The 11,044-nt window shown below is 43.3% G+C and carries 10 protein-coding genes and 1 riboswitch; of the genes, 8 read left to right on the top strand and 2 right to left on the bottom strand.

All coding sequences use genetic code 11. From position 1 onward, the window contains the following. Nucleotides 1-82 precede the first annotated feature (82 nt). Nucleotides 83-221: riboswitch (cyclic di-AMP (ydaO/yuaA leader) on the top strand. Between the two features lie 360 nt (nucleotides 222-581). The 5 genes from VN379_RS08020 to VN379_RS08005 all read left to right on the top strand — a co-directional run bounded on the left by VN379_RS08020 (nucleotide 582) and on the right by VN379_RS08005 (nucleotide 5,179). Then, entirely contained in the window at nucleotides 582-2,420 is a 1,839-nt protein-coding gene (locus VN379_RS08020; protein ID WP_325532615.1) for an APC family permease, read from the top strand. Nucleotides 2,421-2,569: 149 nt separating this feature from the next. After that, nucleotides 2,570-3,424, top strand: coding sequence for a methylenetetrahydrofolate reductase (locus VN379_RS08015; protein ID WP_325532613.1), 855 nt, complete (start codon nucleotides 2,570-2,572; stop codon nucleotides 3,422-3,424). Next, nucleotides 3,396-3,722: a DUF1294 domain-containing protein gene (locus VN379_RS25135; protein WP_414714975.1), complete on the top strand. Its 327-nt coding sequence runs from the start codon at nucleotides 3,396-3,398 to the stop codon at nucleotides 3,720-3,722. The genes VN379_RS08015 and VN379_RS25135 overlap by 29 nt, the downstream gene beginning before the upstream one ends. Before the next feature lie 148 nt (nucleotides 3,723-3,870). Further along, nucleotides 3,871-4,593 carry a peptidoglycan-binding protein gene (locus VN379_RS08010; RefSeq protein ID WP_325532611.1) on the top strand — a complete coding sequence of 241 codons (723 nt, stop codon included), beginning with the start codon at nucleotides 3,871-3,873 and terminating at the stop codon, nucleotides 4,591-4,593. Between the two features lie 127 nt (nucleotides 4,594-4,720). Then, nucleotides 4,721-5,179: a hypothetical protein gene (locus VN379_RS08005; protein ID WP_325532609.1), complete on the top strand. Its 459-nt coding sequence runs from the start codon at nucleotides 4,721-4,723 to the stop codon at nucleotides 5,177-5,179. 65 nt (nucleotides 5,180-5,244) lie between these two features. Here VN379_RS08005 and bioB (VN379_RS08000) read toward each other — a convergent pair whose 3' ends face one another. Next, nucleotides 5,245-6,231, bottom strand: a complete 987-nt coding sequence (gene bioB, locus VN379_RS08000) for a biotin synthase BioB (protein WP_325532607.1) — start codon at nucleotides 6,229-6,231, stop codon at nucleotides 5,245-5,247. A 12-nt stretch (nucleotides 6,232-6,243) separates the two neighbouring features. Then, entirely contained in the window at nucleotides 6,244-7,233 is a 990-nt protein-coding gene (bioB, locus tag VN379_RS07995; protein WP_325532606.1) for a biotin synthase BioB, read from the bottom strand. A 216-nt stretch (nucleotides 7,234-7,449) separates the two neighbouring features. Here bioB (VN379_RS07995) and VN379_RS07990 point away from each other — a divergent pair, with 216 nt between their 5' ends. The 3 genes from VN379_RS07990 to holA form a co-directional block, all read left to right on the top strand. Continuing rightward, nucleotides 7,450-8,058, top strand: coding sequence for a ComEA family DNA-binding protein (locus VN379_RS07990; protein ID WP_325532603.1), 609 nt, complete (start codon nucleotides 7,450-7,452; stop codon nucleotides 8,056-8,058). Between the two features lie 2 nt (nucleotides 8,059-8,060). Next, nucleotides 8,061-10,448, top strand: a complete 2,388-nt coding sequence (locus VN379_RS07985) for a DNA internalization-related competence protein ComEC/Rec2 (RefSeq protein WP_325532601.1) — start codon at nucleotides 8,061-8,063, stop codon at nucleotides 10,446-10,448. 19 nt (nucleotides 10,449-10,467) lie between these two features. Next, nucleotides 10,468-11,044: DNA polymerase III subunit delta (gene holA, locus VN379_RS07980; RefSeq protein ID WP_325532599.1), on the top strand; the 577-nt coding region annotated here is incomplete at its 3' end.

Here is an 11,044-nt window from a genome sequence, read left to right as displayed (position 1 = left end):
TGCTATCAGTTCCTGAAATTATCAGTGTACTTCTAATGACTTACAGGCCATATTTTATTTAGTAAAATATTTGCAATTAAATAATAAAGGAAGGTCGAGTTCCGGAAACGGAAGCGGAGGACCCAAATCAGGGGGTTTATTCTGCCATCTGGCAGAAGGGATGTTTTATCTCTTGCCATCCTACCCGTCAGCTAACTTCGTAGGCCAATGCAAGGGGTCGCAAGACCTTGTGGGTCTTCTTTTTTTTCTGAAAATGTATTCTGGATAATACAGGGTATCGCATAAAGAGTTAAACAAGGAACAGGAAAAGACTTAGAATTTCTAAGGGGTTTTCTGTCCTTGCAAACTAAATAGATAACTGGGGGACAGAACACAGAGGCTGCGTTGGCGCTTGGGTGTTTAGTAGACCGGCATAGGATTCAGCGGTAAGTGGATAGGCTTACCTACTGTTTTCTTGTGCCGTTTTTTGTTGACCGTTTAGCTGGAGGTAAATATTTGTAGGGGGCCATGCCAAGTGGAAGGTAGTAAAGACAATAATAAATAGACAGTAATCTGGATAGCAGACGGAGGCAGATCGACAAATGATGAGAGTAATAAGGCGGTTCCTAATTGGCAGACCGCTTCATAACACAGAGTTAGCCCATGAAAGACTTCCCAAGTGGAAGGCTCTATCAATATTTTCTTCAGATGCATTGTCTTCGGTGGCCTATGGCCCTGAGCAGATCATGTTAACCTTGGTTGCAGCACAAGTAGTCGCGTATGGATTTATCGGACCTGTCGCCATTTCAATTCTGGGATTATTAATGATTGTAGCTATATCTTATGTTCAGGTAGCTAAAGCGAATCCGGGCGGTGGTGGAGCGTATGCGGTGGCTAAGAAAAATCTGGGAGAAATGCCTGCGCTTATTGCTGCTGCAGCAGTTTTCGCAGATTATGTACTAACCGCTGCAGTAAGTGTGTCGGCGGGGACTGCTGCGATTGTTTCCGCTTTTCCAAGGCTAATCGGCAACGAGGTAGTTGTTGACCTGTGTATTTTATTTGGTGTTCTAATGTTACTAAATCTGCGGGGGGTCAGGGAGTCGTCAAATGCTTTTGTTTACCCGACGTACGCCTTTTTGTTTGGGATTTTGGGATTATTGGTGGTGGGAATATATCAGGCAATTCAGTCGCCAGTAGTGATTCCGTCAGAATCTTTAGCGCAGCAGCAATTAGACTGGACCATATTGTTTCTCATTTTAAGAGCCTTTGCCAATGGGTGCAGCTCAATGACCGGTATTGAAGCTATAGCCGACAGTGTCCCGATGTTTCAAAAACCAGCTGCCCGCAATGCAGTTGCTACAACCTATTGGATGGCTGGTATCCTTGGTTTTATGTTTATCGGGATAACTTTTTTGATTATGCATTATCATATATTGCCTGAACATAGTGTGACTGCATTATCACAGTTAGCAGAGGCCATCTTTGAGCGTAGCCCAATGTATTTCTATATTCAGGTTACGACCATGCTGGTTTTATATTTAGCTGCTAATACAGCCTATAATGGCCTGCCAATACTATTGTCAATCGTGGCGAAAGATGGCTATATGCCTCGGTATTTAGCTGCGCGTGGTGAGCGTCTTACCTATTCAAACGGTATTATATTATTAACATTGGCTGCAGCAATTCTGATTATTATGTATCATGGAAATACAGACCATTTGATATCACTCTATGCAATTGGGGTTTTCGTATCATTTACAATTGCTCAAACAGGTATGATTGTGCATTGGTTTCGCGAAAAACGGCGAGGGTGGCGTTTACGCGCGTTAATAAATGGAATTGGGGCATTTGTTACCGGCCTTGTAGTATTGATTATTACTGTAACGAAATTTATTCATGGAGCCTGGATTATTCTAATTTTTATCCCTGTAATGATTTATATTTTTAAACAGATAAGAGCACATTACAATGACATGGCTGAACAGTTACACCTCCCACTGGAGGATATTGAGTATAGCAGGCCAAAAAATGAAAGGAAAAACACCGTTATTGTTCCTGTTTCGACTCCTACACGTGTGGTTTTTGAGACGTTAGAATACGCCAAAACAATTGGCGATAATATAATCGCGCTACATATAGCTAGTGATGAAGAGTCCGCGCAACGGGTTAAGAATAAATGGGATGTGTGGAATCCGGGTGTTGAACTAGTTACTATTCAATCTCCCTACCGGTTGATTATGCAGCCCTTAATCTCCTATGTTGAGGAAATGCAATCAAAAAAAGCCCCGGAAGACTATATAACTGTACTGATACCGGAGTTTGAGACCAAAAAATGGTGGCATCGACTACTCCATAACCAAACAGGCTGGATTCTTAGAACAATACTTATTTTAAAAGAAAGGGTTGTTGTAACTACGATTCCATACCATCTGCCCAAATAATATTCAAAAAGTGTTAAGGCCCAAAGGCAGAGTTGCAGACTCTGCCTTTGGGGCTGAGAAGTTGTTGGCTAAGCAAAAGGATGAAATAAAAGGAACTGGCTCCCTTTTATGGAATAATACTATAATTACTTTGGGGAGGAATTCATAAAATGTTGATCAACAAACTGGGTAAGTCTTTTGTTTTTACCACCGAACTTGGCGGTATAAATGGCACAGACATTAACGAAAGTATTGTCAAAGCCAGGGAGTATAGCGGTTTGGATGCAATCAATATCCATGATTGTCCGAATGCCAGACTACGAATGAACTCAATAATGGCAGCTGCTGTTATTCAGCAGGAGACTGGTATAGAAACGATTCCGCATTATACTTGCCGCGATCGCAGCTTGTTGGGCACTCAGGCTGATTTGCTGGGAGCCCACACCTTAGGGATTCGCTACTTGTTACCTACAACTGGGGATGGTCCACAGCATGGCCCTTATCAATCAAAGGCAGTTTATGATTATAATACCGCCAGGTTGATTGAGGTTATAAACAGCTTTAACCAGGGGCTGGACGCTAACGGGGTGGCCTTTAAGGGTCAAACACAGTTTACTGTAGCGGCTACAGCAACCCCCGCAGCGGTCAATTTAGAAGCTGAAATCGATAATATGTTGAAAAAAATAAATGCCGGAGCTGATTTTTTCCAGACTCAGCCCATTTATGATGCAGAACAGGCGCAAAAGTTTCTCAATAAAGCTAAAGCTTTTGGTAAACCGGTTTTGTTAGGCTTAATGCCGTTAAAAAGTCTTAAGATGGCCGAGTTTGTCAATAAGAATGTCGCTGGAGTGACTGTTCCTGCGGACATTCTTACTGAAATGGAGCAGGGGAAAAGCGGGTTTGAGGTAGCATGTGAGCTTATCAGACAAGTTCACCGGCACGTGGATGGGCTGCACATATTTGGTATGGGTGATGTGGCCGTAACTAATAAATTAATTGCTTTTACAAAAGAGCTGCAAAGGTAGTAGTAAGCTGGGGGTTGGTCATATTAGCGGTATAGGCATAGATATTGGATTACTGGTACTACTTTGGAATGTACTCACATTTGGTTTAATGATGGTAGATAAAAACCAGGCCCGGAAACATGGGCAACGCATCAGCGAACGTACGCTGTTTCTGTGTGCATTTTGTTTTGGGGCTATCGGAATCTGGAGTGGAATGTATAGATTTCGTCATAAGACTAAACACAGAAGTTTCGTAATAGGAATACCGTTTCTTTTTATTTTAAACCTGTTTGCCTATTATTATTTTCGCTGGCAATGATACAGGCAGCCTCTGCTTCCAACCTACGGTTAGGGAGCAGAGGTTTTTTTATCTCCATAACTTACCAGAATAAATAGTGCTTTTATCCCATTCCATTTAACATAATTTATGGTATAACTAGAATAGAATGACATAATGAGGTGAAACAATGTATAAAAAACTCATTCTCTCTTTAGTAACGCTGGCCATTTGTTTTCACCCGGTTGACGCTTTGGCAGCAACCAATAAGCCGCTTAATAAGGCGGTAAGCAGCAAAATTATTGTCCGTTATGGAATGAAGGGAGATGACGTAAAAAAGGTACAAGCGCAGCTAATTAAAGCTGGTTTTTTACAAGGAAAAGCAGATGGTATATTTGGTAAGGCAACATACATGGCAGTAAAACGATTTCAAGAGACCTCCAAATTAGCTGTTGATGGAATTGTTGGCAGCAAAACATTAGCTGCGTTGAAGAAATATAAGCCTCCTAAAAACAAGGCGCAGTTGAGTAAGGATAAAGCTAAGTCGCCACAAAAGATTAAGAATGTTAAACCTGCCCTTGATAAACCGCTCCGACAAGATAATCCAAAGTATGAACCGGATATCCCGGGAAATTGGCGTCCGATTCTGCTTGAATCTACTGCGTATACCCGTTATGATGAGGGCTGCACTGACTTTACTTATCGGGGGAATTTCCTGCGCAGGGGTCTGGTGGCGGTAGATCCGGATATTATTCCATTAGGTACTAAGCTCTATGTTCCAGAGTATGGTTATGCGATTGCAGATGATATCGGTGGCGCAATCCAAGGTCATAGGATAGATCTGGCTATGGAAACAGTAGATGAAGCCTTTAACTATGGGCGTCGCCACATTACAGCCTATATTATTAGCTGATTTTCCATTTCATTTAATGATAGATAGTAATTAACAGAAATAACCGTATGTAAACTTGGGAGCTGTATGATATAATACAGATATCTAGTTACCATAATGTCACGAAAGGGGTTGAAGTAAACTAATTATGAGAAACAAATTTGTCTTATTTGCGGTACTTATCATGGCTTTGCTTGTTACAGCAGGGTGTGGTGGGGGCGCTGATCTTACGCGTCAATCAGGTTTGTCACCAGAAGAAGTGGTACATACCTTTTTTGATGCAGCAAAAGGTAATCGGATGAATGAGGCTGCGCTCTATGTATCTCCGGCGTCTGTTAGTGATACGAAGACAGTGTTAAAATTTGTTACCGGGCAAAGTAGTTCTTCTATTAAAAACTCTAATTTACTCTCCGTAAAAAAAGTGGCTCAACAGGGTAATTATGTTGCAACCGTTGCTACCTTACAGCAGGAGCAAAACTCTCTCGGTTTTGAGATTAAACCTGTCGGTTTGGAAAAAATTGACGGCGAATGGTATATTGTTGACTATGATCAGGCTCTTCGCGATGTGAAATATAAAGTCTTAGCTCAATTACTAAGCGGTCTCTAATAGATAAGACGAGAGCATCCTGTAATAGGTGCTCTCGTCTTATCAGTTTTATTCATTAGATTATTTTATTCCGCAATAGGCTTAAGTCCTAATTTGCGGACAGTATCAAGATCTGCCGTGGCACCACGCCCTGTTGTGGTAAGATAGTTGCCAATCAGCATGCCGTTGATTCCTGACAGGAATCCCAGAGGAACAAGTTCGCCAAGAGCTTGTTCGCGTCCGCCGGCATAGCGAAGAATTTTATTAGGCAATATCATCCTGAATATTGCAAATGCCTGCAGGACTTCCATTGGTTTTAACGGGCTTTGACCCTCAAGTGCAGTACCTTTTACAGGGTTTAAGACATTTATAGGTACTGAGTCGACATCAAGATCTCTGAGGGCGAATGCGAGTTCGACTCTCTGTTCCCAATTTTCGCCAAGACCGATAATACCCCCGGAACAGACCTCAAGGCCTTCAGCTTTGACATTTTTTATAGTTTCTATCCGCTCATCATATGTATGAGTAGTACATATTTTATCAAAGAAACTTTTGCTTGTTTCGAGGTTGTGATGGTAACGGGTAATTCCTGCTGCTTTTAACCCTTTAACATGATCAGGGCTTAATATTCCAAGTGAACAACACCGCTCCAAAGCGGTCTCGCTGCCTATTTGCTTGATTGATTCGGTAATTCTCTCGAAATCAGGATCATTTTTCATACCGCAACCAGCAGTTACAATGCAAAATCGATAAGCGCCATGGGATTCTGCCCTTTTGGCTGCTTGCAGGATTTGATCTTGGCTCATTAGCGGATAAGTATCTATTTTGACATCGTGATGCGCGGATTGTGCGCAGAATTTGCAGTCCTCAGAGCATGATCCTGAACGGGCATTGACAATTTCACAGGTATCTATTTGGTTGCCTGTAAACGTGATGCGGACTTTATTGGCAACTCCCAAAAGAATCGGAATATCTGATTCATCAATTTGGGTAAGTTTCATGGCTTCTTCAAAGGTAAGCGGTTCTTGATTTAAAACCTTTGTTCCTAGTTCAAAAATTAAATTGTAACTCATTTTTTCCTCCAGTTAATTTTTCGGTCCCGGGTTTAATCCGGCATCATAGACCATTGTAAAATCCTTAGCTGTATCGCGTCCGTTAAAGGTTAGATAATTACCGACAATCAGTCCGTTAGCTCCTGAGAGCATAATAGTGCCCTGCATATCTCTGAGGTTTACTTCGCGGCCGCCTGCAGGACGGATCACTTTAGCAGGTAGAATGAAGCGGAAGATGGCGAATGTTTTAAGGATTTCCAGCGGTGATAACGGTGTTTGCGACTCTAGTGAAGTACCTGGTATCGGATTAAGGATGTTAATCGGGATGGAATCAACATCTAATTCTCTAAGGGTTACAGCTAAACTAATGCGGTCTTCCCAGGTTTCACCAAGCCCAATAATTCCGCCTGAACAAAGCTCAAGTCCGGCGTTTTTTGCAGCTAGCAGGGTGTTAAAGCGTTCCTGATAGGAATGGGTGGTGCATACTTCAGGATAAAAGCGTTCGCTGGTTTCAAGATTATGGGCATACCTTTTAACGCCCGCTCGCGCCAATAATAAGGCTTGGTCAAAACTGACAGTCCCTAAGTTTGCACAGATACCAACAGCTGATTGCTTATTGACGTATTGGATGAGTGAGACAATCGGCTTGAAATCAGGGTCAGTTTCCATGCCTTTACCGCTGGTGACAAGACTGGCTCGACAGGCACCGTCTCTACTGAGTTGTTCAATTTGTTCTAAGGCTTTATTGTGTGTGATTAGAGGAAATGGGGAACAGCTTGTGTGGTGGTAAACTGACTGGGCGCAAAACTTGCAGTCTTCAGTGCAGCTGCCAGAGCGGGCGTTTATTACGCCGCACATTTCAACAGATGTTCCGGAAAATTTAGCACGTATCTTATTGGCATAAGCCCCAAGCAGTGGAATATCCTCTTCCGCGATCGGCGTTAAGGACAGGGCATCTGCTGTAGTGACACGATAGCCATCCAGCACCATTTCGCCGAGCTTAACAATATGTTTTGCGTCCATGATTGCTCTCCTTACTATTGTTAACCTGGATTATATGTACGGTTTACTATATGATTAGTATATTACACCTTTGAAACTTAATTGTAAACCCTGAAATATATGCTGGTTAACTGAAATCCGGCGGTTTTAGTTTGTACCATAAAATTAAAAACAGAGCAGGATATTGCTTCCATATGTTGAAGTATAATTCAAAAGTATAAATGCGGGGTATGGGTTATGGGAATTCTGCAGAAAAAGCTAATTATTATTATTGTGCTGGCATGCGGGATCTTGGCCTATAGTTTTCAGGGTTTTTGGCAAAAAAGTGTTGATGATCAGGCTCGGGTAACTGTATTACCTCCGCCGGGGAATGCGACAACGGCAAATACAACCACGGCTCATGGAACAGGCAGCGATGTTGTCGTTTATGTTAGTGGTGGTGTTATTAAACCAGGTGTGTATAAACTGTCTCATGGCAGCCGGGTGGTTGATGCGGTTGCTATAGCAGGAGGGTTTTCACCAGGGGCAGATGCTGCTAGAATTAATCTGGCCCTGCAACTAAAAGATGAAATGCAAGTCAATGTTCCTTATGCAGTTACTGCTGTAAGCACCCCAGGTGTTCCAGCTGGCAGTAGTGTTACCAGCACTACCGGTGACCGGATAAATATAAATACAGCTTCAAAAGTTGATTTGGATAAGCTGCCTGGTATTGGACCGGCTCTGGCTGAACGTATTATCGAATACCGTACGACAAATGGAGCGTTTAAAGACCTTACCGATATCAAAAATGTACCAGGCATTGGTGAGTCTAAATATAATCAATTTAAAGATAAAATCTCACTATAATTATGGAGCAACTAAATAATATCCTTGTATTTACCTGTGCTGCTTTTGCAACAGGCATTTGGCAAGCTGGATTATATAGCTGGAATATCTCGATTCTTACTGCTCTGGCTATCGTGTTGCTGATGGCAGCTATAGGGCGTGTTCGCATTAATTGCCATCAGGCTCTTTGGCCGCTTATCGGCCTGTTTTTTATTGCCGGGATGATTTATTACACCCAGGATAGGATAGTATATCCCGATGACATCAGCCACTATATCGGACAAACAGCTATTGTTGAAGGCTGTGTTGATATGGTTCCGGAGGTAATAGAAACTGAGCCGCAACATTGGCAGGTACGATATGTGGTCGGCGTTGAAAAAGTAAGACCGGAAAATTGGCAATCATACGTACAGGCTAGTGGCAAAGTTTGGATCAGCGCCCAATATAAAGAACAGGGGTTCAAGCCGGCAGCCTATGGTGACAGAATAGCTGTTCATGGAAAGATCCGGGAGTTACATGGCTATAATAATCCGGGACAGATAGATAGCACAGCTGTTTTCAAGCGCCAGAGCATTACTGCCCGTCTGTCGGTACCAGGGCAAACTATCAAGATTATCGCGTTAAATAGTTCATATTCCTGGCATGTAATGCTTGCTAACTGGCAACAGGGAATTGTTAATGCATTACAAAAGGTAATGCCGGTAAACGATGCTGCTATTTTAACAGCAGTGCTATTTGGCGGATATCAAGGCATCAATAAAAATGTACTTGATAATTTTGCAACAACTGGCCTGATCCACATTTTATCGGTTTCAGGCGCGCATATCGCCCTTGTGGCAGGTCTGATAAGGTGGCTTGGCAACTGGTTGCGGTTAGGTTCTTTGACGACGGCAATCTTAGCAGCCTTGGTCATCATTCTGTATGCGGTCATGAGTGGGCTTACACCACCGGTAATACGCTCAGCTGTTATGGGTTTAATTAGCTTGATCGCCGTGGTGATTGGCCGGGAAAACTATGCACCTGCTGCCTTATCTGTTACAGGACTGGGAATGCTTGTTCACCAGCCGTTGTTGCTTTATGATATCAGTTTTCAGTTGTCTTTTGGGGCTACAGCCGGTCTGGTGTTTTTATACCAGCGGACGTTAGACCGTATGCCCCAAGTGCCAGCCTGGCTATTAGGACCGTTGGCCGTGACCTTGAGTGCTCAGCTTGGCGTATTGCCGCTGATTGCCTGGTATTTTAACAATCTTCCGTTAGTCTCTGTTGTTGCTAATATCCTTGTGCTGCCCATTATTGAACTGGTGATAATACTTGGTTTGGCAGGGGTTGTTATCTATACTGTTTTGCCGGGGATGGGGAATATAATATTTGTCATTAGTAGTCTGCTAATAGGATCGGTTATGATAATTACTGCACTACTGGCAGCAGTACCCTACAGTTCTGTTTACATACCCTCTGTGGGGCTTGCAGGCAGTGCCTGCTATTATTTGCTGCTAGCCTGGGTCTATGGCTGGCGACCGTTTCATATTTGCGGACCTGGGCAGCTTATTGAGCAATATCCGCAGCGATGCGCTCTTACTGCAATACTAGTTGCCGGGATGATGGTAATATGCGTATGGTATCCAAGGCCTTTGGCTGTACACTTTATTGATGTGGGACAAGGGGATGCAACATTGGTGGTTACCCCGCACGGCAAGGCAGTTCTGGTAGATACTGGAGGCAGTTTTGGTAGTTCTGGTTTTGATATTGGGGAGCGGGTAGTCGCTCCATACCTTAAACATTATGGCGTAACTGCTGTTGATTATTTAATTTTGACTCACGGACATCAGGATCATGCTGGTGGGGCAGCCGGCGTGGCAGGTGATATTAGAATTAATAATGTTATGGTGGCGCGGGAAGCGTATTCGCCGGCCGTGCAAGCGCTACTTCACACCAAGCCCGCAATTACTATTATTCCTGCATATACTGGTCAGAGCTTTTGGCTTGATGGTGTATTATTTAGCATTGACCACTCTGTTGGCGACGCTGAGGCTAACCGCCATGCAATCTCTGGTAACGAAGTGTCCAGCGTGATTCGAATAAGCTATGGCCAGCACAGCTTTCTTATTACCGGGGATTTGGAAGCTCCGGGGGAGGCCACGCTGCTAACCCATGGTGTTTTGCCTTGTACGGTGTTAAAGGTCGGTCATCATGGTTCTAAAACATCAAGTACTGTACCGTTTCTAGAGGCGATTTCACCGAAATTTGCCGTTATTTCTGTTGGTTACGGCAACCGGTTTGGGCATCCCCATCAGGAGACACTAAAACGGCTAATGGCCATAGAAACACTGATATATCGTACAGATAAGATGGGAGCCATAGTTTTTCGATCTGATGGCAAAGACATAGCAGTAGATACTTATATTAAATAATAATTAAGAATGGTGACATATGGATTATAAAGCGGTAATGACATCCCTTAAGCAGAGCAAAATTGCTCCTTCTTACCTTATCTATGGTGAGGAAACATATCATGCCCGGCAGGTGGAGCAGGCATTAATTAACGCTGTTGTAGCGCCTGAGGACCGGGATATGAACCTTATTGTGTTTGAGTCTGATCCACCTGTGGCAGAATTGGTCAATACGATTGAAACAATACCCTTTATGGGCGGTAAAAACCTGATTATTGTCCGCAACACGGCTTTGTTCAGTGCCGGACGCAAGAGCGGCACTGAGGAGGTACCTGATAAAGCCGATCCTTCAACTGAACGTCTGCTAAACCTATTTGGTAATATGCCTGCTTATAGTCATATTGTGTTTATTACAACTGATAAAGCTGATAAACGCCGGAAGTTGTATAAATCCCTTGAGAAAAATGGTGTAGTTTTGGAAGTAGCGCCAATAAAGGGCAAGGATTTGCGTGCTTGGCTGCTAGAACGGCTTGCCGAACTAAAGGTGAAAATGGCACCTGACGCCCAGGAGCATTTATTGGCGGCAGTTAGCCTGATGCCTCAGGTCTCACTTGATT

Source organism: Sporomusa sp. (assembly GCF_035561255.1).
Classification (GTDB): Bacteria; Bacillota; Negativicutes; order Sporomusales; family Sporomusaceae; genus Sporomusa.
Note: the sequence above shows the minus strand (reverse complement) of the source record. Positions and strands in the feature narration are given on the sequence as shown.

Coding starts and splice junctions, on each gene's coding strand:
- VN379_RS08020 (WP_325532615.1), top strand. CDS start 582: ATGATGAGAGTAATAAGGCGGTTCCTAATTGGCAGACCGCTTCATAAC.
- VN379_RS08015 (WP_325532613.1), top strand. CDS start 2,570: ATGTTGATCAACAAACTGGGTAAGTCTTTTGTTTTTACCACCGAACTT.
- VN379_RS08010 (WP_325532611.1), top strand. CDS start 3,871: ATGTATAAAAAACTCATTCTCTCTTTAGTAACGCTGGCCATTTGTTTT.
- VN379_RS08005 (WP_325532609.1), top strand. CDS start 4,721: ATGAGAAACAAATTTGTCTTATTTGCGGTACTTATCATGGCTTTGCTT.
- bioB (WP_325532607.1), bottom strand. CDS start 6,231: ATGAGTTACAATTTAATTTTTGAACTAGGAACAAAGGTTTTAAATCAA.
- bioB (WP_325532606.1), bottom strand. CDS start 7,233: ATGGACGCAAAACATATTGTTAAGCTCGGCGAAATGGTGCTGGATGGC.
- VN379_RS07990 (WP_325532603.1), top strand. CDS start 7,450: ATGGGAATTCTGCAGAAAAAGCTAATTATTATTATTGTGCTGGCATGC.
- VN379_RS07985 (WP_325532601.1), top strand. CDS start 8,061: ATGGAGCAACTAAATAATATCCTTGTATTTACCTGTGCTGCTTTTGCA.